The organism is Bacillus sp. CFBP9009, from assembly GCF_036541465.1.
In the GTDB taxonomy this organism is placed as follows: domain Bacteria; phylum Bacillota; class Bacilli; order Bacillales; family DSM-1321; genus Peribacillus.
In genome coordinates this window covers 126497-152498 of record NZ_JAZHFU010000002.1, presented here as the reverse complement: position 1 = coordinate 152498, position 26002 = coordinate 126497, and the positions used below count along the sequence as shown (strand labels likewise).

Annotated in this window: 24 protein-coding genes and 1 pseudogene; 24 read left to right on the top strand and 1 reads right to left on the bottom strand. The window is 37.7% G+C overall.

The genetic code is table 11. The features are described 5' to 3' along the window. The first annotated feature begins 689 nt into the window (after positions 1-689). From V3595_RS05855 to V3595_RS05740, 24 genes and pseudogenes are all read left to right on the top strand, one after another. Positions 690-1364: a C40 family peptidase gene (locus tag V3595_RS05855; protein ID WP_485905910.1), complete on the top strand. Its 675-nt coding sequence runs from the start codon at positions 690-692 to the stop codon at positions 1362-1364. 174 nt (positions 1365-1538) lie between these two features. After that, on the top strand, positions 1539-1673 hold the full coding sequence (locus V3595_RS05850; protein WP_485905909.1) for a heavy-metal-associated domain-containing protein: 135 nt from the start codon (positions 1539-1541) through the stop codon (positions 1671-1673). Between the two features lie 436 nt (positions 1674-2109). Continuing rightward, entirely contained in the window at positions 2110-2442 is a 333-nt protein-coding gene (locus V3595_RS05845) for a (2Fe-2S) ferredoxin domain-containing protein (RefSeq protein WP_485905908.1), read from the top strand. A 187-nt stretch (positions 2443-2629) separates the two neighbouring features. Next, a pseudogene (locus V3595_RS05840) lies at positions 2630-2866 on the top strand (Lrp/AsnC ligand binding domain-containing protein); the annotation flags it as partial. Between the two features lie 152 nt (positions 2867-3018). Next, positions 3019-4281, top strand: a complete 1263-nt coding sequence (locus tag V3595_RS05835) for an ATP-binding protein (RefSeq protein WP_485905907.1) — start codon at positions 3019-3021, stop codon at positions 4279-4281. Positions 4282-4352: 71 nt separating this feature from the next. Beyond that, positions 4353-6374, top strand: a complete 2022-nt coding sequence (locus V3595_RS05830; protein WP_485905906.1) for an acetoacetate--CoA ligase — start codon at positions 4353-4355, stop codon at positions 6372-6374. 212 nt (positions 6375-6586) lie between these two features. Further along, positions 6587-7180, top strand: coding sequence for a TetR/AcrR family transcriptional regulator (locus tag V3595_RS05825; RefSeq protein ID WP_485905905.1), 594 nt, complete (start codon positions 6587-6589; stop codon positions 7178-7180). A 110-nt stretch (positions 7181-7290) separates the two neighbouring features. After that, a complete protein-coding gene (locus tag V3595_RS05820; RefSeq protein WP_402902157.1) occupies positions 7291-7614 on the top strand; it encodes a putative quinol monooxygenase in 324 nt (107 codons plus the stop codon). 73 nt (positions 7615-7687) lie between these two features. Continuing rightward, the gene (locus V3595_RS05815; RefSeq protein WP_485905904.1) at positions 7688-8230 is read left to right on the top strand and encodes an NADPH-dependent FMN reductase; all 543 of its coding nucleotides are present in this window, start codon (positions 7688-7690) and stop codon (positions 8228-8230) included. Between the two features lie 308 nt (positions 8231-8538). Beyond that, positions 8539-9531, top strand: coding sequence for a thiamine pyrophosphate-dependent dehydrogenase E1 component subunit alpha (locus tag V3595_RS05810; protein ID WP_241591712.1), 993 nt, complete (start codon positions 8539-8541; stop codon positions 9529-9531). A gap of 21 nt (positions 9532-9552) precedes the next feature. Further along, on the top strand, positions 9553-10587 hold the full coding sequence (locus V3595_RS05805; RefSeq protein ID WP_485905903.1) for an alpha-ketoacid dehydrogenase subunit beta: 1035 nt from the start codon (positions 9553-9555) through the stop codon (positions 10585-10587). Between the two features lie 103 nt (positions 10588-10690). Beyond that, positions 10691-11914, top strand: coding sequence for a dihydrolipoamide acetyltransferase family protein (locus V3595_RS05800; RefSeq protein ID WP_485906759.1), 1224 nt, complete (start codon positions 10691-10693; stop codon positions 11912-11914). Between the two features lie 16 nt (positions 11915-11930). Next, positions 11931-13310 (top strand): dihydrolipoyl dehydrogenase, encoded by a 1380-nt coding sequence (gene lpdA / locus V3595_RS05795; protein WP_485905902.1) that lies wholly within the window; start codon positions 11931-11933, stop codon positions 13308-13310. Positions 13311-13329: 19 nt separating this feature from the next. Then, the gene (locus V3595_RS05790; protein WP_249593554.1) at positions 13330-14106 is read left to right on the top strand and encodes an acetoin reductase; all 777 of its coding nucleotides are present in this window, start codon (positions 13330-13332) and stop codon (positions 14104-14106) included. Between the two features lie 204 nt (positions 14107-14310). Further along, entirely contained in the window at positions 14311-16200 is a 1890-nt protein-coding gene (locus V3595_RS05785; protein WP_249593553.1) for a sigma-54-dependent Fis family transcriptional regulator, read from the top strand. Between the two features lie 71 nt (positions 16201-16271). Beyond that, positions 16272-16520: an NAD(P)H-dependent flavin oxidoreductase gene (locus tag V3595_RS05780; RefSeq protein ID WP_485905901.1), complete on the top strand. Its 249-nt coding sequence runs from the start codon at positions 16272-16274 to the stop codon at positions 16518-16520. A 7-nt stretch (positions 16521-16527) separates the two neighbouring features. After that, entirely contained in the window at positions 16528-17250 is a 723-nt protein-coding gene (locus tag V3595_RS05775; protein ID WP_485906758.1) for an NAD(P)H-dependent flavin oxidoreductase, read from the top strand. Positions 17251-18166: 916 nt separating this feature from the next. Beyond that, entirely contained in the window at positions 18167-18517 is a 351-nt protein-coding gene (locus V3595_RS05770) for a hypothetical protein (RefSeq protein WP_485905900.1), read from the top strand. A gap of 140 nt (positions 18518-18657) precedes the next feature. Continuing rightward, on the top strand, positions 18658-19353 hold the full coding sequence (locus tag V3595_RS05765; protein ID WP_485905899.1) for a response regulator transcription factor: 696 nt from the start codon (positions 18658-18660) through the stop codon (positions 19351-19353). Between the two features lie 3 nt (positions 19354-19356). Beyond that, entirely contained in the window at positions 19357-20292 is a 936-nt protein-coding gene (locus tag V3595_RS05760) for a sensor histidine kinase (protein WP_485905898.1), read from the top strand. A 168-nt stretch (positions 20293-20460) separates the two neighbouring features. Beyond that, entirely contained in the window at positions 20461-21384 is a 924-nt protein-coding gene (locus V3595_RS05755) for an ABC transporter ATP-binding protein (protein ID WP_485905897.1), read from the top strand. Continuing rightward, positions 21377-22060: an ABC transporter permease gene (locus tag V3595_RS05750; protein ID WP_485905896.1), complete on the top strand. Its 684-nt coding sequence runs from the start codon at positions 21377-21379 to the stop codon at positions 22058-22060. Before V3595_RS05755 ends, V3595_RS05750 begins: the two co-directional genes overlap by 8 nt. A gap of 642 nt (positions 22061-22702) precedes the next feature. Beyond that, positions 22703-22873, top strand: coding sequence for a site-specific integrase (locus tag V3595_RS05745; RefSeq protein WP_485905895.1), 171 nt, complete (start codon positions 22703-22705; stop codon positions 22871-22873). A gap of 950 nt (positions 22874-23823) precedes the next feature. Then, positions 23824-24858 (top strand): acyltransferase, encoded by a 1035-nt coding sequence (locus tag V3595_RS05740; RefSeq protein WP_485905894.1) that lies wholly within the window; start codon positions 23824-23826, stop codon positions 24856-24858. 486 nt (positions 24859-25344) lie between these two features. On the opposite strand, the gene V3595_RS05735 is transcribed toward V3595_RS05740, so the two are convergent. Further along, positions 25345-25986, bottom strand: coding sequence for a glycosyltransferase (locus V3595_RS05735; RefSeq protein WP_485905893.1), 642 nt, complete (start codon positions 25984-25986; stop codon positions 25345-25347). Positions 25987-26002 lie beyond the last annotated feature (16 nt).

Here is a 26002-nt window from a genome sequence, read left to right as displayed (position 1 = left end):
TTTTTTTCATACACATGTACGACTTCTAGAGTGTGGCGAAAATTAGAACAAAACATTTATAAAGTTAAGGTTGGAAAAACTTAGGTATTCACAAACTTAAGAACAAACATCTGAATGAGTTAAATGGCTACAAAAGCAAAATAAAAAGAGTCAGGAAAAATACTATTTACACCTAATCAAATGGAAGGTCCCTGCCTCTTAAATATCAGTTGAAAGCTAACTTGATTTGAACTAAGCTCTGTGGAGATGAGTCTCTACAGAGTTTTTCTTCATTTTTCTTTTTTTGTGCCCCTAAACCATATTCCAACTCTCTGTCACTTATAGAACCATTTTTGAGTAACGACTTCAATTTTTTTTGGATTAAAGTCGAAATTATGCAGATATTGGTTTTATTTTATCCATAGGATAATTTTAAATATAATGTCCAGTATATTTGTTGGAGATATCCAAATTGCTTATTTTATGGATTAATTTTCATAAGATACCCACAAATAAAGTTCTGTAATTAATTTAAGATCTACTATAGACATATCAATTTCCGAAAGATGTTTGGAGTATTATAGATATTTTGTCACTTCTGCACAAATCCTGCATAATTTTGTAATGATAATGTAAATTAAGGAAAATGTGTGTGTCACTTAAGGATGATAAAATTAGAAAAAAGAGATTTTATCGGGGGAAAATAGAAAATGAAAAAAATTATAGCTTCAGTTGTAGTGACTGGATTGTTACTATCAAATCCTTTGGTTAGTAATGCTGCATTAGGAGATCGTACGTTAAAAAGTGGAATGACTCATAACGAAGTAAAACAATTACAAGGGGTTTTAAAGAATAAAGGGTACTTCACTAGTAAAAACACTACTACATATTTTGGGACAATCACTAAAAGTTCGGTAGTGAAATTTCAAAAAAGTAAGGGCTTGAAAGCTGACGGTATTGTAGGTCCAAATACATATAAGGCTTTGGGGATTAAGAAAAACACTGCTCAAAAGTCAAACGGTTATTCATCTACTAATCTGGTAAAAAATGCTAAAAAATATTTGGGTGTATCCTATGTATGGGGAGGGAGTACACCAAAAGGTTTTGATTGCAGCGGATTTTTAAAATATGTTTTCGAAAAAAGTACCGATGTGAATTTGCCTAGAACTGTTGCGGAAATATATAAGAAGGGGAATAAGGTTTCTTCTCCAAAAGTTGGGGATCTTGTTTTTTTTGAAACCTATAAACCTGGCGCCTCTCATGCGGGCATTTATATTGGAGGGAACCAATTCATTCATAGTTCCTCCTCAAAAGGTGTAAGTATTACTTCGATGAATAATAGCTATTGGTCAGAAAGATATTTAGGTGCAAAATCATATAATTGATAGGGTGACTTTTAACTTTTAAGACAGTAAGGCCAGTTCTTTTTCAAAGGACTGGCTTTTTTTCATTAATCTACAAATAGGTTATTATATCGAGAAAGTCCTATAACCACCAACCCACGCAACTAAAATAACTCTTAGTAATAGAAAGTCTCTGAATCGGCGCTTGGCTTTTTTATGTCTTGCGGGTATTGCATTAAAGCGATTGAAGGTAGTGTAGAGAAATTACCCGGAGTTAACTCTGTGAAAGTAAACTTGGATTCAGGAACCGTTAAAGTGGAATTTAATCCAGACATGTACAATAACATTTAATAAAGAACGTGCGAATTGAAGCACGATTTCTTTTAGAATAACATATACTTTACCAGGGTAGGGTTTATCATAACCCTGGTCGTTAATTATTTCCTAATATCCTGTGGAAAAAGGAAATGGCGTTTATACTCTGAAATTCAACCTGCCTGAATACTCTTATAAAGCGTTTGTTGATGTAAAACCTAATAACCGGTTAGTCATACGAAAGGGGTTACTCCAGTTCCCTATCTGGGGGCTTTAGGCCATGTTATTATTTTGGATGTTAAGGGTGAGAAATTTGTTCGTGCACCCTACATCAGAAGAAAAGACTCTATTTGAAACAAAATTTGATAAACCTGGCATCTACAAAGTGTGGGGAGAATTTAAATTTGATGGTAAAGTCAATAGCTATCCATTTGTTATAGAGGTCAAATAAAAAGGAAAAAGGGGAATTTATATGAACTTAGATGGAGTTAGCAAACATCTATTAATTTGCAACGGGAAAACATGCACGAAAAATGGAGCAGAAGAAGTAACAGAGACCATTAGAGGAGAATTGAAAAACTTAGAACTACAAAAGGAGATTCACACAACAAAAACATTATGCAACGGCCAATGCAAGCATGGGCCGATCGCTGTTCTATATCCACAAGGAACCTGGTATAAAGAAATGAATAAAACAAAAAGTAAAGAACTTATTCGTCAATTGGTACAAAATGACAATGTTCATCTAGGCTCTGAACTTTATTATCATGATGGGAAAACATTCAAGAACCATGAGAGTGAATGAACTGTAACATCTTACTTCTATATCTAAAAGGGTTTCTGTACATGGCGCTTTTCTGGAAGAAAAAAATTGCGATATTCAATGGACTGATCATTTTTACCAATCCGTACATATTTCCATCAATAGGGTTTACTTCTCCCCATTAATACTAATTGAAAATTGTTCTCTTAGAAAAAATGGAAGTATTGGAAAGGGTATGTCAGAAGTATTGGAGTTTCATTGTTTAACAGGTGAGTATGATTATCTTTTAAAAGTGGATAACAAAGATCGGAAGGAATTAGAAATATTTATTAGAAAGTTAAATAAACTAGGAATTACAAGAATTCCAACTAGCCTAACTCTTAGAAAATTCAACAGTTTTACCAATATGGGGGGAAAATACCCGCTCGTAAAAGTACACTTTTATGAACGGGTATTTTTTTTATAACATTACCTCAAATTCTTTCCTGGATGGCGGAAGAGGAAACTTTTTATACCTCATGTTAATTTCACTAGCTTATCATTCTCTATCTTGTTATGATTGATATACCTGTCTAAATCTTCGAAAAATATCGAAAGTTCGGTGTAAAAATGAATCTTATGACAAAAGATTTACTGATTAACTTTTTAATTATCCTTTTTCCGATCTTTTTATTGCAAATGAGCTATCTAGTGAAGTACGTATACCGTTTAGATGCATTAAAAGGATCCTTCCTATCGATTTTCCCTATTCTTTCACTTGTTCTATGCATGTTATTTCCCGTTGTTATAGAAGAGGATTTTGTTTGGGATCTTAGATGGATCCCTTTTCTATTAGGCGGTTTATATGGAGGCTACCGGTTAGGAATCATATTGATAGTCATCACTCTTGTTATCCGCTATTTATCAGGGGGAGATAATGGATTTTATATATCATGCATCACTTTTCCACTAATGGGAATTTCCCTATTTTTTATATCTAAGTACTATCTAAAAATGTCTGTCAGTAAAAAAATCCTTATTGGTATATCATTAATATTCATTGTCCATATTCTTACGCAGTTTATTTCAACAGTCGTATTTGAACTTACTATCGGCATAAGCATATGGAAACAATACTTCACGATCCAAGTCATTGGAATCGTTGTTGTAATCTTACTATGGGAGGTCATCCTCACTAATTTTCAGGTTCTCGAAAAATTAGTGAAAGCGGAAAAATTGCAGATCGTTAGTCATCTGGCTGCAAGCATATCTCATGAAGTCAGAAATCCCCTTACAGTTACCAGGGGATATATTCAAATGATAAGCGAAGACGTGTCTTCCCATACAAAGGTCAAATATGCAAATATTGCACTGAAGGAATTGGACCGGGCCACGGATGTCATTAATGATTATTTGACGTTTGCTGCCATAAGCCCTGAAAACACGGAGCGATTAAGGGTATCCGAAGAAATTCAGCATGTCGTGAACAGCATAAAACCCTTGGCTAGCAATAATGGAACAGAATTGAAATTATCTTTATTCGAAGATGGAGCTTATTATATCATGGGGGAAAGGAAAAAATTCCAGCAGTGCTTGTTCAATATCTTAAAGAATGGGATAGAATCGATGGACCATGCTGGCGAAATATACATAGATTTAATTCGTGCTGCCTCCACCATCCAAATTAAGATCCAAGATCAGGGAATTGGAATGACACAGGAACAGATATACCGTTTAGGTGAGCCTTACTTCACGACAAAAAATAAAGGGACGGGATTAGGCATGATGGTTTCATATAGCGTTATCAAAAGCATGGAAGGAACGGTACATGTGTCAAGTGTACAAGGGAAAGGGACATGTTTCTCTATTAACCTGCCCATACATAAATACGAGCCTATTTAGTTTAGTAAATTGACGGTTTTACACTCATAGATTACAATTTAAGTAAACTACCAATATTATGAAATGATTCAATGACGCATTTGATACCTAAGGGAGATGATTGTATGAAATCGCTTACAGATGGACAAATCATTTGGGAACCGACAAAGGAACAAATCGAGCAAACGGTATTGACTCAATATGTGAAATGGTTAAAAGAAAAGAAAGGTTTAACATTTCATGATTATCATGAATTATGGAAATGGTCGGTAGATGAACTGGAGGAATTTTGGGCTTCAATTTGGGATTATTGTGATGTAAAAGCAGCCAGGAAATATGACAGGGTTCTAGCGGAGCAATCAATGCCAGGTGCCAAATGGTTCGAGGGGGCAAGGCTTAATTATGCTGAAAATGCATTATGGAATGAGCAAGAAGAGAAAACGGCAATTTTTTTTCGTTCCGAACATATCAGGCAGCAGGAAGTCAGCTGGAAAGAGCTGAAAGAAAAAGTAGCTTCTGTCGCCCATTCATTAAGGGAACTTGGTGTGAAATCCGGTGACCGTGTTGTTGCTTATATGCCAAACATACCTGAAGCTGTCATAGCTTTCTTGGCAACAGCAAGCATAGGTGCCATCTGGTCCAGTTGTTCACCTGACTTTGGGGCAAGAAGCGTCATAGATCGTTTCAAACAGATTGAACCGGTTGTATTACTGACGGTTGATGGATATCAGTACAATGGAAATGTATATGATATAACATCAGTCGTCTCCCAGCTTAAACAGGAATTGGTCACTGTAAAGCATACCGTGCTGGTTCCTTACATAGAAAAAAAGATTTTGGAAGTGAATTTGGCAGATACGATTCCTTGGGATGACCTTTTAAAAGAAAAGGCAGAATTATCTTTTGAAAATGTTCCGTTCGATCATCCGCTTTGGATTCTCTATTCATCAGGCACAACTGGAATGCCAAAACCAATTGTACAAGGGCATGGCGGTATATTATTGGAGCATTTAAAATCAACAAGAATCCATCAAGGCATGACTTCCGAGGATACTGTATTCTGGTTTACGACCACAGGCTGGATGATGTGGAATCTCCTTATGGGCGGTTTACTTAATGAAGGGACCATCGTTCTTTATGACGGCAGTCCTTCTTTTCCGAATATGGATGCCCTTTGGGAATTGGCTGAAGATACAGGCATGACTTTCTTTGGAACAAGTGCACCATTCCTTACGAATTCCATGAAGTTAGGAAACAAGCCAATGGGAAAATATGATTTATTGAAATTGAAGGCTCTTTTTTCAACTGGGGCTCCATTGTCTGGCGACGGTTATAAATGGGTGTATGAGAATGTCAAGAAGGATATCTGGCTCAGTTCATCCAGTGGAGGAACCGATGTTTGTGCCGGATTTGTAGGTGGCGTTCCAACATTGCCCGTAAGAATCGGAGAGATACAAGGAAGGGCATTGGGTGTTTGTGCGGAAGCCTTTGATGAGCATGGTCAAACATTGATTAATGAAGTCGGTGAATTGGTCATTACCAAACCGATGCCATCCATGCCGCTATACTTCTGGAATGATCATGACGGGACAAGATACTACGAGAGTTATTTCGATACGTATCCTGGCATATGGAAACATGGTGATTGGATAAAGATTGACGAAAAGGGCAGCTGTATCATTTATGGTCGTTCCGACTCGACCATCAACCGTTCTGGTGTACGGATGGGAACTAGTGATATCTACCGGGTCGTCGAAGCGATCGATGAGGTGATGGAAAGCCTTGTCATTGATAGGGAAGTGCTTGGCCGCGGTTCCTCACTGCTGCTGTTCGTTGTCCTTAAGCCCGGTAATAGCCTGGATACAGCAGTGACGGCAAAAATCAAGGAACAAATCAGAGGGCATGTGTCCCCTCGCTTTATCCCTGACCAAATCCATGTCGTTGAACAAATTCCTAAAACGTTGAACGGAAAGAAAATGGAAGTCCCGATACGTAAAGTGTTATTAGGTTTCGAGTTTGATAAAGTAGTGAATGCAGACTCCATGGGAAATCCAGAATCGCTACAGTTCTTTAAAGAATTAGCTCTCGAGTTGAATGAGAAAAAAATATTCTAGCAATCAGGCGGAGCAAAATGCTCCGTCTATTATTAGTTTTCCTGAATGGGCTTGGTGTTAATTCCCCAATAAGGTTCTATCATTTGGATTGCCTACCATCTTAAAAATAATATGTATTGCTGGAAATATTTCCTTGACAATTTTAAAACAGCTGAATAGAATAAAATATATAGTCAGTAAGTACTGACAGTCCATTCAGAGGAAGTGAGAGCATGAGCAGCAGTAATAAGCTAAGTACCGATGATAAGCTGCTGTTGGCGGCAATCGATCTAATCGCAGAGAAGGGGTACAATGGTGTTACTACTCAGGAAATTGCTGGTGCCGCAGGTTTGAGTGAAAAAACACTGTTTCGTAGGTTTGGAAGCAAGCTAAATCTTCTAGAAACAGCATTTGATCGATATCATTATGCCGAAGAGATGACAAGACTTTTTAATGAAGAGCAAATCGTGTGGGATTTACATTCAGACTTACAACTGATCAGTCGAACATATCATGAAATCATGAATCGTAACCGGAAAATGATTATGATAAGTATCAAGGAGGAAGGCAATTTACCTGGGTTTCGAGAAAAAACACAAAAGCAACCTCGACAGTTACTGGAAATTTTGACAAACTATTTTAACACGATGTATGAGAAAGGAAAGCTTATTCACACAGACCCAGAGCTTCAGGCGTTGTCGTTCATGATGATGAATTTTGGTGCCTTTATGAACAATCTGGATGTTGATGAAAACTATCCAACCGTGTCCCTGGAGGCATTTATAATGGGGAGTGTTCAAACATTTACTAGGGCTTTAACTCCCTAGTTTTTCATTTAAAATAATGACAGTCAGCACTGACATACTTTGATGATAAAAGGAAATGCCGATTATTAATGAATTGAAAAAAATATGTTAAATGACAGGAGATTATGAATATGAAATCAAGTAATACAATAGTATGGATTAATGTATTTACAGCTAAACCAGGCAAACTAGATGAATTGGTTGCTATCCAAGCTGAAGAACTACTCAATTTTAAGAAGGGATCACAAGTTGTTCCTGGTTGGATCAGTAGCCGTTGGCATCGTTCTGTAGATAATAATAAGGCAATTATGGTAACGACCTTTGAGAGTATTGATTTTCATGAAAATTGGTTAGAAAAAAGTGAATTTAGAGAACATCTTAACAAAATAAACCATCTCATTGAAGATACAGAAGGTGGGTACTACACGTTAGTGGAAGAGATTGAAAATATGTAAATCCATCAAATTATGAAGTTTTTATTCTTAAACAATTAATTTGCCAGTCAGTTTTTACGAGGAGGAGAAAACATTGGAAAAATTAAAGATTGGAATTATCTTAGGAAGCACACGTATAGGACGCGTAAGTCCACAAGTAGGAAATTGGGTTAAAGAAATAGCTGATAAACGAGAAGATGCAAATTATGAAATCGTCGATATCGCAGACTTTAACTTGCCATTTGTTGGAGAAGGCACTGGTAAAGAACGGGGATTATTAGCTTGGTCAGAAAAACTTTCTAGCTTGGATGGTTTTGTGTTTATCGTACAAGAATACAATCACAGTATTACAGGGGCATTAAAAAACGCACTTGATTCCGCACGTGATGAATGGAACAACAAAGCTGCGGGCATCGTGAGCTATGGTTCAACTGGCGGAGCCCGTGCAGCCGAACATTTGCGTGGCATCTTAGGGGAATTACTGGTTGCGGACGTTCGGGTAAATCCAACATTATCGCTATTTACAGACTTTGAAAACTTCAAGACGTTTAAACCCGCTGATTTACACCTTGGTAATGTCAATGCAATGTTAGATCAAACGATTGCATGGAGCGGTGCCTTAAAAAGATTACGATAAGCTTGATAGTTTACTAGCTAGGTCCTTCCCCTCTAACTATTTAACAAAATTCATGTTAGTAAGTACTGAAACCTAAATAAATGGTTAAGCAGGCTGCTTCCATATTCAAACCATCTTTTCACTTCAATGATAAATGAATTGGGATAGTATAGTTTAAAAAAACGAGACAAAACGAGACAATAATCTCATTTTGTCTCGTTTTGTTTCGACTGAAAATAGATAAAATCCTAATTTTACCGACCTCCCATTTTGGCACGGCATTTGCAATATATAAAATTGACTCATTATTAATGATTGGGGGCTGAAAAATGGAAACGGTTCAATCGAATGAAATAAAGTTATCACAGGACAAGGCTTATTGGATGTACAAAAAAATGCTGGAAATCAGAAAATTCGAAGACCAGGTTCATGAATCTTTTGCAAAGGGGATATTACCAGGGTTTGTCCATTTGTATGCAGGGGAAGAAGCGGTAGCTGTCGGAGTATGTGCTCACCTATCCGAAAAGGACAGCATTACAAGCACTCACAGGGGGCATGGCCATTGTATTGCCAAAGAATGCGATCTTAACGGGATGATGGCTGAAATCTATGGGAAAGTGACAGGGCTTTGCAAAGGGAAAGGCGGTTCCATGCATATTGCCGATTTGGATAAAGGGATGTTAGGTGCGAACGGGATAGTCGGTGGTGGTTTTCCGCTCGCATGCGGGGCAGCATTAACTGCCAAATATAAAAAGACCGATCATGTTAGTGTTTGTTTTTTTGGTGATGGTGCCAACAATCATGGAACATTCCATGAAGGGATAAATCTGGCGGCAATCTGGAAGCTGCCCGTTATATTCATCGCTGAAAATAATGGGTATGGGGAAGCCACGCCTTTCAACTATGCTTCAAGCTGTAAAACGATAGCCGATCGGGCGATAAGCTACAATATCCCGGGTGTCCGGGTGGATGGGAAAGATGTATTGGCTGTGTATAAGGCTGCTGAAGAAGCCGTTCAGAGGGCTCGCAGGGGAGAAGGCCCATCATTGATCGAATGCGTTACTTATCGTAATTATGGCCACTTCGAGGGAGATGCACAGAAGTATAAAAAAGAACAAGACAAAAAGGAGCATAAACAAGAGAAAGATGCGATTGCCCTATTTAGGAATTACTTGCTGAATCAGAATCTGCTGGCGGAAAAAGAACTGATTTCTCTTGAGAATGCCGTTGAGGAATCTATTAAACAAGCAGTCAAGTTCAGTGAAGATAGCCCGTATCCAGAGGCATCCGATTTATTAAACGATGTTTATGTATCCTATTAAACTATAAAAGGAGGAATTGAGATGAGTAGAAAAATCAGTATGTCACAAGCAATAAATGAAGCAATGGCCATGGCAATGAGAAAAGATGAAAATGTCATCCTTATGGGAGAAGATGTAGCCGGCGGTGCAGAGGTCGATCATTTGCAGGATGACGAAGCATGGGGTGGCGTTTTAGGTGTCACAAAAGGATTGGTTCAAGAGTTTGGCCGGGATAGAATTCTTGATACACCCATTGCGGAAGCAGGATATATGGGAGCGGCAATGGCCGCCGCTTCGACAGGCTTACGACCGATTGCCGAGTTAATGTTCAACGATTTCATTGGCAGCTGTTTGGATGAAGTATTGAATCAAGGTGCGAAGTTTCGCTATATGTTTGGCGGAAAAGCACAGGTTCCCGTGACGATCCGTACGATGCATGGTGCAGGGTTTAGGGCTGCAGCTCAGCATTCACAAAGCCTCTATGCCTTGTTCACTAGCATCCCTGGATTGAAGGTCGTCGTTCCCTCATCCCCCTATGACGCAAAAGGGCTCTTACTTTCAGCCATTGAAGATAATGACCCTGTCATCTTTTTTGAAGATAAAACGCTATACAACATGGTAGGGGAGGTTCCGGAAGGCTACTATACAATCCCAATCGGCAAAGCTGAAATTAAAAGGAAAGGCTCGGATTTGACGATCGTTGCCATCGGTAAACAAGTTCACACCGCGATGGAGGCTGCTGAAAAACTCACAGCTAAAGGCATTGAAGTTGAAATTGTCGACCCGCGGAGCTTGTCACCACTGGATGAAGAATCGATTCTCTCCTCTGTGGCAAAAACAAATCGTTTGATCGTGATCGATGAAGCGAACCCAAGATGCAGCGTCGCAACGGATATTGCCGCACTGGTGGCGGATAAGGGATTTGACACGCTCGATGCGCCAATCAAGAGGATTACGGCACCACATACACCTGTCCCTTTTTCTCCACCGCTAGAAGATATTTACCTTCCTACATCAGAAAAAGTGATACAAGCCGTTTCAGAATTATTGGGGGAGCCTTCCATTCTAGGAGTGTAAATAAATCAAGATGCATGCTCCAGCTTTTTCGCATAGAACTGCAAAAGTTGGAGCAACAAAACCAATGATGGACAAACAAACCAATCTGAAGGGAGAAAAAAGTATGGCGGTCGAAGTGGTAATGCCGAAATTGGGCATGGCAATGAAAGAAGGCACTGTTTCGTTATGGAGTAAGGCTGTTGGGGATCCAGTCGAAAAAGGTGAAGCAATAGCCAGCATCAATTCAGAGAAAATAGAAATGGAAATTGAATCTCCAGCTGTAGGTACGATTCTGAATATAGCTGTTCAAGAAGGACAAGGAGTACCTCCAGGAACCGTTATCTGTCATATTGGAAATCCGAATGAAAAAATAAAGATCGATGAACCTGTTGCGAAAGAAACACAGTCGAAAATCGCTGTACAAGAAAAGCCGAAAACAAAAGAGTCACCCATTTTGCCAATGAGAGATCGATTAATGATCACCCCGGTTGCGCGAAAAATGGCACAGGCAGCGAATCTTGACATCGAGAAGATACAAGGCACCGGGCCAGGCGGAAGAATCACAAAAGAAGATGTACAGAAAGTAATTGAGAAAAGGGATTCCATGCCGGTAAATACAGAAAAAAGCATAGTTCCCCCACCCCAACCTACTTTAGAGAGTCCGCAGCAGATTCCTGTGACCGGAATGAGGAACATCATCGCTAAACGTATGAAGGAGAGCTTGCAAAGCAGTGCCCAATTAACTATAACGATGAAAGTGGATGTCACTGATCTAGTCATTTTGCAAAAACAGGCTGCTGAAACAATGCAAAAACATGAATCAACTAAATTGACTATAACGGACTTTGTTGCGAAGGCTGTCGTACTTTCACTTAAAGAGCATCCTAAAATGAATAGTGCTTATATTGAAGATAATATCATTTTGTATGAGCATATCCATCTTGGATTAGCGGTGGCCTTGGAGAATGGACTCGTTGTTCCCGTCATAAGAAATGCCGAAAATTATACCTTAAGGCAGTTATCGAATAAGGCGAAGGAATTGGCCCGATGTGCACGTGACTCTCAATTGCCTATTGAAGACATGCAAGGGTCCACTTTTACAATCAGTAACCTCGGGGCATATGGAGTTGAGCACTTTACACCTATTCTCAATACACCGGAGACCGGGATACTGGGAATTGGCTCTGCTTACGATACCCCGCTTTTTATTGGCGAAGAATTGGAGAAAAGAACGATCTTGCCACTCAGTTTAACTTTTGATCACCGTGTACTCGACGGGGCACCCGCGGCTGCCTTTTTACAAACACTAAAAAGGTATTTAGAAGAGCCAATCACCGTGATTTTATAGAAAAGGAGTGAAACTCTTGAATCGTATAGCTATTATAGGCGGAGGTCCTGCAGGGTATGTAGCGGCAATCACTGCTGCCCAGCAGGATAAGGAGGTCATATTGGTAGTCGATGGGCCATTGGGGGGCACCTGTTTAAATGAAGGCTGCATGCCAACAAAGTCATTATTGAAAAGTGCCGATACGTATGACTTGGTGAAAAATGCCGGGCAAATGGGAATTCGCCTTCCCTCCAATTCGATAGAAGTCGATTGGGATACCGTACAGGAACGAAAGAGAGATGTCATATCTAAACTAGTGAACGGAATTAGATATTTAATGAGTAAGAATAAAATAAAGGTCATTCAGGGAAGGGCTTCTATCCTTTCAAGCAATCGACTGCGGATCGAGAACGGAAAAAATGAAGTAATTGAAGCAAGTAAGATTATCATTTCAACGGGGTCAGAACCGATTCCACTACCTTTTGCACCGTTTGATGGTGAATGGATCATCCACAGTGGCCATGCCATGTCACTTCCTGCCATTCCCGATTCACTGCTAATTGTCGGAGGCGGCGTCATCGGATGTGAATTTGCCAGTATTTATAGCAGGTTGGGCACCAAGGTCACCGTTATCGAAATGGGGGAAAAGCTGCTTCTAGGGGAAGATGATGATATCACAAGCATTCTGCATGACGAATTGAAAAACCAAGGCGTTACAGTCCATACCTCCACATCTGTCAAAAACATCAATTCAACCAGTAAGACGGTATATTTAGAGAATAGCGATGGCAAATTGGAAGAAATGATTGCTGATTACGTACTTGTATCAATAGGGAGAAAACCAAGTGTGAACGGAATAGGCTTAGAGGGAAACGATATTGATTTTTCCCGACTTGGCATCTCGGTGGATGATCGAATGCAAACAAGCAATCCATCGATTTATGCCTGCGGTGATGTGATAGGGGGCATACAACTTGCCCATGTTGCTTTTCATGAAGGGCGAGTGGCGGCTCTGAATGCCTGCGGTCAATTTGCACAAGTGAATTACCGGGCAATCCCTCGCTGCATTTATACCTCCCCGGAGATTGCCAGTGTAGGCTTGACCGAAAAAGAAGCGCGTAGAAAATATGGAGAGATTAAAGTTGGTGAATTCGCTTTTTCGGCAAACGGGAAAGCTGTCCTTTCCAATAAACCGGTAGGAAAGGTCAAAGTCCTAGTGAACCCACAATATAATGAAATTCTAGGTTTTTCCATTGTTGGTCAGCATGCAACAGAATTGATTGGTCAAGGAACGGTCATGCTGCATGCAGAAATAACAGCAGATATGATGGAAGATTTAGTAGCGGCACATCCAACCTTGTCGGAATCCATACATGAAGCTCTTTTAAATGTTGTAGGTCAAGCTGTGCATTGCTAAAACTGAAGGGGGAATTTGTATGGCTAGCGGTCAACGGACGGCGGTAGTCACTGGTGCAGGTCGTGGTATCGGACGTGCCATTGCATTAAGATTAGCTCAAGATGGATTGAATGTGGTCATTAATGACGTCAATCTGGATAAGGCTGAATCGGTCGTGAATGAGATTAGGGAACTTGGACGTGAAAGCTTTGCCGTTAAAGCGGATGTAAGCAATAGACCGGAAGTATTCGAAATGGTGATGCAAGTTGTGGAACGTTTTGGACAACTGGATGTTATGGTTTCAAATGCAGGAATTGCACAAATAAAGCCTCTATTGGAAGTAACTCAAGAGGATCTTGAACAGATTTTCAATATAAATGTAAATGGTGTCCTCTTTTGTCTGCAAGCCGCGGCTGAACAAATGAAAAAGCAAGAGGGCGGGAAAATCATAAGTGCTGCCAGCATCGCCAGTTATAAAGGTTTTAGCTTACTAGGTACATACTCGGCCACGAAATTTGCCGTAAGAGGAATTACACAAGCGGCAGCACAGGAATTAGCCCAGTTTGGCATTACGGTGAATGCATACTGTCCAGGAATTGTCGGGACGCAAATGTGGGATTTAATCGATGAGAAAATGGGTCAATATATGAATCTTGCTAAAGGGGAAACATTTAAAAAGTTTACAGATTCCATAACCTTAGGACGCTCCGAAACCCCAGAAGATGTGGCGAAATTCGTCTCTTACCTTGCTTCACCGGATTCGGATTATATGACAGGTCAATCCATCATGATTGATGGAGGAGTTATTTTCTCATAAACTATATTGTTCAATGGAGAAGCATCATGTGAATGATCACATGATGCTTTTTTTGCAAACTCAATCTATATATTGTAAGCGAATACATAATCTACTATAATTAAAAAGACCTCGATTAACATCCTAATTAATACTCCATGGTATTTTTCCTCTAGATTGACTGGTCAAATGAAGGTTTAAACCAAATGATTAGAGGAGGATTATATGCTATCCACTAGTTGTTATCTACGTACATGGGAACGCTTTGTCAGTGAAGGTGTTCTCGATTCAAATCGTCTGAACAAGCGAATAATGGAATCCTGGCATCGCTGCAAAAAAGATCAAGTCAATCCATACCTTAATAAAGGCAAACACATTTTGACGAATGAATTATTGGACATTAAAAGAGAAAAAAACTCCTTTCTATTAGAAGTGGCATCACCCCAATTATCCAGGATGAATCAATCGATAAAAGAATCAGGAATGATGGCCTTATTGGTCGATCCGGATGGATATGTCCTTTCACTTTCCGGAAACGAGAAAATCCTCGATGAGGCAGGCAAAATAAATTTTGTGGAAGGTGTATGCTGGACAGAGGGTGAAGTCGGAACGAACGCAATTGGAACAGCGTTGAAAACGGGTGAAGCCGTAATGATTCAAGGTACCGAGCATTATTCAATTGCCTCACACAAATGGAGTTGCTCTGCGATGCCCATTTTAAATGAAGACGGTAAGATATTGGGAGTTTTGGATATATCATGTCCAGTAGAATATTTCCATCCATCCATGCTGGGTATGGTAGCCAATCTGGCGTATACGATCGAACAGGAAATGGGGGTGCGTTCCTATAAAAAGGAATTGGCACTGACCCAGCACTCGATAGAACTTGCAGAAACCTATCCAGATCTGCCTTTTATCGTCTGTAATCATAAAGAAATAATAATCTCCGCCAGTAAACAGGTTCGCAAAAAAATTCCTCAATCCATTGGTATGGCATTGGCCGATCTGTTAAATCATGGATATCGAATCGTAAAGGAAAATCCGCTTCTATCCAAAGAGGATAATAGGATTTCCGGTAAGTGTTTATTCTTATCAGAGAATAATGGTCATGAAACCAATAGGCTTTTTCCTGCTTCAATGCCCTCAGAAAGGTTTGCCTTCAAAGGGGAAAGAGGGATTAGCGAGTCCTTTCATAACACATTACATAAAGTGAAGCTTGTTGCACCGACAGAAGCAAATGTGTATATATCCGGTGAAACAGGGGTCGGGAAAGAGCTTATTGCCAAGGCTATTCATGAAAATGGCATGCGCAAAAAAGGACCGTTCGTCACGATAAATTGTGGAGCCATACCTAAAGATTTAATGGAAAGTGAATTATTCGGGTATGTTGATGGCGCTTTTACGGGGGCTAAACGGCAAGGGCACAAAGGGAAGTTCGAGCAGGCAAATGGAGGGACCATTTTTCTCGATGAAATCGGTGAAATCCCTTCAGCGATGCAGGTTGCCTTACTGCGTGTTCTTCAGGAAAGAAAAATCGTTCCGATCGGCGGCACAAAAAGCATTTCATTGGATATTCGCATTATCACTGCAACACACCGTAATCTTGAAGAGCTTGTCAATGAAGGGTCTTTTCGTAAGGATTTATACTATCGGTTGAACGTTTACCCCATTCATGTACCTTCATTAAGGGAAAGGATTGAAGACATTCCTTATCTAGTCAACTACTTGTGTTCGAAGAATAATTGGAATATTCCATTAACAGAAGAATTATTGAATCGTTTAAAGGAGTACAATTGGCCAGGCAATATTAGAGAGCTGCAGAATGTCCTTCAGCGATTGTCCATCTTACTTGCAGAAGGACCTCTGGATTATGATAAAGTGTTGAATTCCATGCATTCACAGCCCGTTACACGGCATGATGATTTCCCTGCATGGGAGGAACCTGGTGGTAAAAAAGGGATCAAGGGAAATGAACTGACGATCCGTGAAAAAATTCAACGGGATCTAATGATAGAGGCATTACAAAAATCCAGAGGAAATGTCACTGCTGCAGCACAGCTGATGGATATACCAAGAAGTACATTTTACAAGCGGCTCAATAAGTATGGCATATAGACATGCGTGTGTACATTTTGTAAGAAAAGCAGACTTATAGAAATCCTTGAAAAATGAAAGGGGTATGGCAAATGAAAACGAGAATTACTGAATTATTGGGGATTGAATATCCGATTATTTGCGGCGGGATGTTTCAAGTTGGCCGAGCCCCGCTCGCAGCCGCTGTTTCAGAAGCGGGGGGACTTGGTATCATCACTTCGAAAACACAGGTGACACCAGAAGGTCTCCGTGATGAAATACGGAAAGTGAAAACTTTGACCAAGAAACCCTTTGCTGTCAACCTGAACCTGTTTCCAAGTCAAACGGCAACCCCCGAATGATGAGTTCATCAATATTTTAATTGACGAAGATGTAAAAATCGTTGAAACGAGTGGCCGAAGCCCAGAAAGTTTAATGCCCAGACTTAAAGAGCACGGCTTTACCGTGATACATAAGGTAGCGAACGTCAAAAACGCAATGTCGGCAGAGAAATTAGGGGTCGATGCCATTATTATTGTAGGGAATGAAACAGGCGGACATCCAGGCATGGGTGATGTAGGAACGCTTGTCATGCTCCCTAGAGCGGTTGACTCTGTTACTATACCAGTAATAGCAGGCGGGGGATTTTCGGATGGCAGAGGCCTTATCAGTGCCTTGTCACTCGGTGCTGAAGGTATCGTCATGGGCACTCGCTTTATGGCAACGCAAGAAGCGCCGATTCATGACAACGTGAAGCAGTGGATGGTATCGGCCAATGAAACGGATACGGTTGTCATCCAACGGAATATAGGCAGTCCGTCGCGTGTAGCATTAAATGCCGTCAGCAAAGAAGTGGACAAACTTGAAAATGAAGGTGCCACTATAGAGGAATTGATTCCGCTAATTACCGGACAAAGAAGCAAGAAAGTATACTTTGAAGGAAATTTAGACGGAGGCATCTGGTCATGCGGTCAATCCGTAGGACTGATAAAAGAAATATTGACCGTCAATGAACTAATAAAACAAATCGTCCAAGAAGCAAAAACCTCGTTCGAATTCATCCAAAGCCGTATCGAATCCATTCGAACTTAAATAGCCTATCTTACAAAAAGGAACAAGAGATCAAGTGCGATTTCGTGTTCCTTTTTTATCTATTAGATATAAGGTTCCATTGGTGCCTTTAAAAGTGCATCACCCTTATTTATAACAGAAGGTTGAAGGAGAGACTGGTTTATTCGCAACTCTAACGCGAAAAGCCATTTCAAGACAGTAGAAAAAAAGGTACATATCAATTACTTACAAACCAACTTTCAGCAACTTCTTATTAAGAACTTTCACATGTAAAAGAAAAAGGTGATCAAAGTTTCTCAATTAATGTTTACATAATATTATTATTCCGCTTTATCAGACTACCTTAGTTAAACCATTCTAATCACAGCTGGCATTTCTCAATGATTTTAGAAACTTATTAAATACTTTTTTATAAAATGTAAAAATCGACTTTTACGATTTACATATAAATGAAGTGCACTCATGATACCCAAGAACTGATTGCTGAAGGTAGACAGTGTTTCTAAACAAATTCGTTTTAAAGGTTTACCTTATAACTCTTAGCAGCTTCCTATTGATTCTCAGCATGTTGTTGCACTTATGAAAGCGGTCAAAGCTTGAACATATTAAGCTTTAAACATTTATTAAAGGTTATTCATGCTATAAGTTAAGTGAACATGTCTTATAGGGGATGATGTGGTTAAACAGAGGATCTATCATCATTCTCAGAAGAAAGCGGAACTTTCATGATAAAAACCTTTGAATTGTCATCGAGATAAATTATATTTATATAACTTTATTTAAGTGTTAACTCGTGATTTTTCTCATTTTTCCATTTAATTTATATATCAGAATAACAAAATTGATAAATCAAGTCAGTTAAGAAAGATTAATTCGGATTACTACAGAATTATTAGATAACGATTTTTTAAATAGTTCTTTAGGAAAGGATAAGCAAATGAAGAAAAGGATTAGTGGGGCACCCACCATAGCTGCTTTATTCATAATAGGCGGGGCAATCATTTCATACTTCATTTCTTCTTCATACACAACTACAGAAGATTTATACGAATTCCCTGTACCTAGAAATGCTGAATTGGTTCAGACAAATGAACAAGGGAATAGATATGAATGGTCAAGGGCTTCTGAAGAAAATGGCATACCATATGGATATGATTTAGCCCTTAAAGCGAATGGATGGAAAAAGGGGAAAAGTGAAGGAGCTTCCGTTTTTTACACGAAGGGAAATAATACAATAGACTTGCTTACTACAACAAAGCAATTAGAGATTCTTAGAGTAAATGACTAAGTATGATAAATAATAAGTGAACTAAAGTGTATTAATTGAATAATCGAACCAATAACTATTTTGTGTGCTTTTTAAAATTTATAGTGCGTATATAGAAATAAGGTACATTTACAATTCAACACTCAGAAGGATGTGGAAGTATGCAGAAGAGTATTCTGCTAATTGAGGATGATGTAGAAATTAGTCAATTAATAGTAAGTGCCCTATTGCAGGAGAATTATACAGTACATGCCGCATTTGACGGGGAAGAGGCTCTTGCTCTCTTTCATGATAAAGAACCTGACTTACTCCTCCTTGATTTAATGATTCCTAAATTGACTGGTATGGATTTATTGAAAAAAGTAAGAGAAACGAGCATGGTTCCTATATTAATTATTTCTGCAAAAGGAAGTGATCTCGACAAAGCGCTTGGACTTGGATTTGGCGCCGATGATTATATTTCCAAGCCATTTTCGATGATTGAATTAACAGCTAGAGTTCATGCTGCCATTCGCAGGGCAACGCAATATCATCCATCCGAAAGCAACTCCACCCAAAATGTTCTTCATTATGAAGAGCTCACCCTTGACTTAAATTCATTTACTGTAAATGTTAGAGGGAGAACTGTCCAACTGACATCAAAGGAGTTTCACATATTAAAGTTGTTTATGACCAATCAAAGCAGAGTATTTACAAAGGAACAAATATACCACTTTATTTGGGAAGATGATTATTACGGGAATGAAAATGTCATTAACGTACATATAAGGAGACTTCGTGAAAAAATTGAAAAGGACCCATCCAACCCACAATATATTAGAACGATATGGGGGATTGGTTATAAATTAGGTGTGTAGCTCATGGTAATCATTCTTTGTGCAATGATTATTTTTTTAGTAATCATAAATGTCTTCCAGTATTTGTCCCGAAGAAAACTTAAGCAAAACCTTTATGAAATAAGTGGAAAATTAAGCGATATCATCAAATATGAAACATCTGAAAAAGTATTGATGCCGACCGATCAGCAAGCCATTCAGCAATTACTCATTCAAATAAACAGGCTATTGGATTTCAATCAAAAGGTAAGTGCGGATTATGTAAAAACAAAAGATAGCTTAAGAAAATTAATATCCAATATGTCTCATGATTTAAAAACACCACTTACGGTTATTTTAGGTTATGTAGAAAAATTGAAACTGAATGAAATGATAACTGAAGAGGAAAAGAAGGTATTAATGGTAAGGCTGCATGAAAAAGTATTGAACTTAACTGGTTTACTTAATCAGTTTTTTGATCTGGTAAAAATAGAATCAGATGATTATGTGATTCCTTTAAGTAAACTTTCACTCAATGAAGTTTGCAGAAAAAATGTATTGGAGTTTTATGATTTACTGCTCGCAAAAGGACTTCAAGTCGAAGTTGATATCCCAGATCAGCATCTTTACATCTTAGGTAATGAGGACGCCTTAAATCGTATATTTAATAACCTTATTTCAAATTCAATTCGATATGGCAGTGATGGAGGGGTCTTCGGATTAACACTTCGAGAGGGTGATGGAGCAGTTTCTGTAGAGATTTGGGATAGAGGTAAAGGTATTGCAGAAATCCATCAAGATCGGGTGTTTGACCGGTTATATACATTAGATGATGCCAGAAACCCAAAATTTCAAGGGAGCGGATTGGGTCTAAGTATATCAAAACGCTTAACAGAAGAGATGAAGGGTACCATCCATTTATACAGTAAACCTTATGAAAAAACGAGCTTTACTTGTATTTTTAAACAAATTACATATTAAAACTTCTTTAAGAGATGTTCTAACGGAACAGCTCTTTTTTAGCTTCGGGATTGACATGAGCTCTTACGTCATTTTTCTAAACTTAAGGAACATGTAAGGATTGAGAAAGAAAAAAGATACTTTCTCTGACTAAGATAGATGTAGATAGCAATAAGGGAGGCAAAGATGATGGATTATGTTGTTAAAACAAATAGCTTAACAAAAAAGGTAAAAGGGAAATTGCTCGTATCTAATGTGAATCTTCATATAAAAAAGGGTGAAATTTATGGTTTTCTTGGTCAAAATGGTGCAGGGAAAACGACAATCATGAAAATGCTAACAGGAATAATAAGTCCAACCACAGGAGAGATTGAATTGTTTGGCCAGAAGCTAACGAAAACCGAGAAGTCTGGCTTGAAACGGGTCGGAAGTATTATTGAGTACCCAATCTTTTTTGAACATTTAACTGCTATGGAAAATCTTCAGCTTCATTGTGAATACTTAGGCTTTTATGATAAAAAGGCAATTACACAAGCGTTGGAGATGGTTCATCTAACTGGGATTGAAGATAAAATTGTGAGCGATTTTTCGCTAGGGATGAAGCAGCGAATGGGGATTGTAAGAGCAATTATTACGAAGCCTGAACTGATTATATTAGATGAACCTACAAACGGCCTTGATCCAATTGGCATAAAAGATATAAGAGATCTAATTCGAATGTTAAATAAGGAATATGGAATTACTTTCCTTCTATCCAGTCACATCTTAGGGGAAATTGAACAAGTAGCTGACAGAATTGGTGTCATTAAGGATGGAAAGCTCGTGAACGAAGTGACTTTAGCAGATATTAGTAAGCAACGAACAGACTATATTGAAATTGTCACAAAAGATGTGGAGAAATCAATCTATTTACTTGAGTATGAACTCCAAATTTCCAATATGAAAATTGTGCAGGACAATAGGATTCGAATATATGATCTCACTTTGCCGCAAAGCGAAATATCCAAAAAACTAATTATGCATGATGTAGATATCGAGGAAATACAAAAGCATACAAGTACTTTAGAAGATTATTTTTATCAACAAATTCATGGGGGTGGAAAAGTTGGTTAAATTAATGGAGTTGGAGTGGAGAAAGTTAAGGCAAAAAATGATCCTTAGTGAGCTGATTATATATTGGGGCATATTGATGTTTTTACCCATGTTTTTTATTAAAATGGTCAGTGCGGAATTCGGTCAAAGTTATTCAACCATCATCCAGCTTATGATGTCAATGCAGCTGGGATTTGTTCTTTTTGGAGCTTCTCTTATTAATCAGGTTGTAATCGATGAATATAAAAATAAAACAATATCTCTTTCATTCGGATATCCGATAAGTCGAAAAAAATTGGTTATGGCAAAGGCTCTTTTTATCTCACTTTTTGTTTTCCTTTGCACGTTAGTATCCTTTTTGTTGTCTGGCATGACAACTTATTTACTTGATCAGGCATTTCATATCATTAACGGGCAACCGACTGCTGAAGATATTACCACATATTTAAGTAAGATGATTGTTCATTCTTTAATTGTTACGCTTATTAGTTTAATACCACTCTTTTTCTTTGGTATTTGGAAAAGAGCAACGATACCAACAATTCTTTGTGCAATATTTCTAATGCAATTTCAAAATTTCTCTTTTCTACTGAATGTCGATCTTAATACTAATATTGTGAATACAGTACTATGTTTATTAGGAGTAGTTAGTGTTTATCTCTCGATTAAAATGGTGGACAGAGTGGGGGACATTTAGTTTTGCCAATTCGTTACAAATTGATTAGAGCCCGGTATTATTCGGAATCATAGATTGCTGGAACATATATTAGTTGTATGAAGGAGAATAAAGGAATGACTGGTTTTTTTGTTGAAAGTGGATTTTAAAGGATAATACATATTAATAATCATTAATATGTATTATCCAATATTATTTTTTAATCACACAAAGTTAGTATTGAATTTGTGCCAATGTTTAACCTTAACTAATTAATCAAACATTTTTACTAAATAAATGTAACTGAAATTAGATAAAAAGATTATAGATAAATAATAGCCATGATTAAATATAAAAATTCGTATTTTGTCTCACTAAGTTAAGTATTCTTAAGATATGAGACAAAATTAACATTAAAAATATAACTTCCTATAATATATATTATGTAAACTAGAATAAAAATTTATACGAAATGTTCCCAGCTTCATATTTCCCTAATTTACTCTCCCCCTGAATTGGCACTAGTTGACTATAATATTCAATGCTGTTTCAGATAACTTTCTAGTTCATACTATAAGTCGGTCAATTATCATAATAAATTGTTTTTCAAACAATCTTGGATTGAACAATTTCCCAGGAGTTCTGATAATTAGGAATAACGTTCAAGCTTCGGATGATTATCTCATGTACTTAGAAATTGAGAATAATTACTCCATAAACACCTTAATTACTTACGCATTCGATTTTAAGCTCTACGGTGAGTTTTTAACTGCTAACAACCGATCATTAGACTTAGATCAACTCACATCGTCCAGTGTGCGTCGTTTTGTTCAAGATCAGGTCCTTCAATCATAGTATTAAGCCAAGAACGCTACAACGCTGCATTTCGGGCTTAAAATCATTTAGTAAATATTGTTTAAAAGAAAATTACATGAAGTCTGACTTCACAGCAGGTATTCAAGCACCAAAAGCCTGACGTCTCATCCCTATTGTTGCGAGTAGTTTAAACATTAATTCATTTCTAATTACATGGGAACGCGGATCATGTCCTAAAATAAATTTAAATCTCCTTTAAGGTCATATGGTGAATTCTTTTCCTCGAACTAAAATCGTTTGATTTTCTAAATTATCTTGCTCCCAATTTAAATCCACTAATTCTAGGGAGAAAAGAACGCCTCCTCCCCCTTCTTTCTTACCGTTAATTTATGACTATTAAGCAATTCTTTTAGAGCAGCAAAAACATATAGTTACCCGCTTTTATAAATAAAAAAAACGATCATCTCTGCATCATTTGAGGCATAAGTTTGCTACCTTGCTATTTCAATAAAATGGATTTAAGAACTTTACAGTAATTATTAGGTCATGAAAGTCTTGCTGCTACTAGTATGTGTAGCTTATACCCCTTAATCTGTCTAGCATGACCCCTTAACATTAAATGTCTTTTCAGTATCAGGAGGACTTACACTTTGTAAAAGTTTGGTCCAGCGTTTGTGCAATGCTTCAAGCAGCCATAATTAATTTGCAATCAGACAGTCCCCCCATTTCCCTTAGTCAAAAGGCTTGATTACAGGGTTTTCTTCTGTAAGAGCCAAATTACCACGAACATAGGCATTCATATGATTACTATCCGTATAGTGAAGCTACTACTACAGACAGTCCACCCTCCTGAACGATTAGCTGTTCAATAATTAAGTCTTACAGTATCTCGTATTTGGATTCAGAAAGAGAAAAATAAATTTTTCTTTGGTGTACATAATATAGGGAATAACCAATGAAAGTAAAAGTGTTATGAAAAGGGTGAACAAATGGAAAGAAATAACGCGATTGACTTTATTAAATTTTTTGCAATATTATCTGTTGTAGTCATTCATGTATTCCCTAGGGATAGCCAAATTGGTCTATTTATTCTCGATAACTTCTCAAGGTTTGCGGTGCCATTCTTCTTTACTGCATCTGGTTATTTGTTCGGTCAAAAGATGATACATAAAAGGGATTCCTTTGATTATTTTAAAAGGTATATTATAAAAATCTTGAAACTGTATTTATGCTGGCTCTTCTTTTATATGATGTATGATGTTCTTATTCTTTATAAAGATGCTACCGATGTACCAAAGGAATTTGCGCAATACATTAATCATTTTTCATTTCTTGACCTTATATATTACGGAACTGGGACTAGCGGATACCAATTGTGGTTTTTAACCGCATTAATTTGGAGCGTTATCATTCTATTCGGTTTTTTTAAGTTAAAAAAAGCAAGGCTTCTTTTAACCATCAGCCTAATATTCAACTTGTTAGGTCTTTTCGGACAATCGTATTCGATGTTCTATGATTTTCCTCTAAGTACACGGGATGCTTTATTCATTGGTCTTTTTTATACAAATTTGGGATTCTTCTTTGCGGATGATAAATTCTTTAAAAAGTCAAGAGCAATAACAGCCAAAACCTATTTATTATTAATTTTTATCTTCTTTACTATCCAAGTTGTAGAAGGATACTTATTAGAAAAGATATTATCAGGAAGCCATGGGGAATATTTTATTTCCACTATCTTTTTAACTGCATTTCTTTTTTTATTTGCATTAAATAATAAAACATTGGGGAAGGATTTGTTCATTACTAAAGTAGGAGGAAGAGCCCTAGGTATATACATTGTTCATGTAGTCTTCATCGATATTTTTGATTTAATTATATCGGCATTAAGAATGGATCATATATCTGACAATTTATTGTTAAAACTATTTGAGACACTCCTTATAATTTCTGTGTCGTACATTTCTTATGACCTACTTCAATATTTCAAAAGGCGTTTAAGCAAATTGATAACAACCAGTCAGTGAAAAGTTACAACGATAAAAGAGCATAAGTCCTGAAGTCCCGATGCTTCTTCTTAAAAAATTACGCTTGAAAAACCATAGCTCCAAGCTTTCTTAATACGAGTATACTTCCGCGTTGGCTTATAAAAAAAGCACCCTTTTTGACGCTTGTTCTTTGGAAATATACTAACAACACTGCCGTTTTAGTCCTGGAAGAAATTTTACTGAATTAACATAGCCGTTTGTTCAAAAAAAAATAAAAATAATCTTTTGCAACCCCTATTTTATTATTTGTTTTCCTTCTACTCCACTAAAAACAGATTATCGTAAACGCTAGTATACGATCCATCTAATAGTTATTGTTTAGATTGATATGCATAGGATACTATCCCATACATAAGTAACGAACTAAGTTTAGTGATATTTGCTTGAACCAGTTATATAAACAAAAGTAAATGCCTCTCATAATGAAAAAACCTCCAACATAATGCTGGAGGATTCTTAAGATTATCATTTAAACTTATCCGGAAACTGCTTTACAACTCCCTCAGAGATAGAATCTGCCATTAGGATTATATGTGTGACCCCTTCGTCAATTGAAACAATTCTTGCATTCCAATTTTTTGCTAAGCTTGCAGTTAAATCATTTGTAACTAATTTCAAATGCATATAAAGCAAATTTTTTAGATCTTCATTTTTCAAATAGGGGTTGGCACCGCTAAGGAAAGCTGCTATCTCATCAGCATTTCTATACCATTCTTTGTTTAGCTGTTTCACCAAGACTTCATTTCCGCTTTTAGCCGCATCTACAATCTTTCCGGCAATAACAATATGCTCCTTAAGCAAATCCGTAAGTTTATTCCCAGCTTTCTCTCCGTATACTGGCTTTATAGCATTTCCAATATCCTCCTGATTTTTCAGAAGCCTAGCCAATACCTGTTTTTGATCCTCCGCTCCAGTTGTTGTTGCACTTGTAATGTAATTACTTGTCCACAATACATGATCAATCCAAAGTTTCCTGAATTCATTTGCGAACTTTACCTCAGATTGACTAACACTTTGTACCTGCGGTTTAGCGTATGCACTGGTTGGTCCAGACACCATGTTTAGAGGAAATAAAAAAATAAATCCCATCAACAATAATTTTTTCATAACACCATCTCCTTCC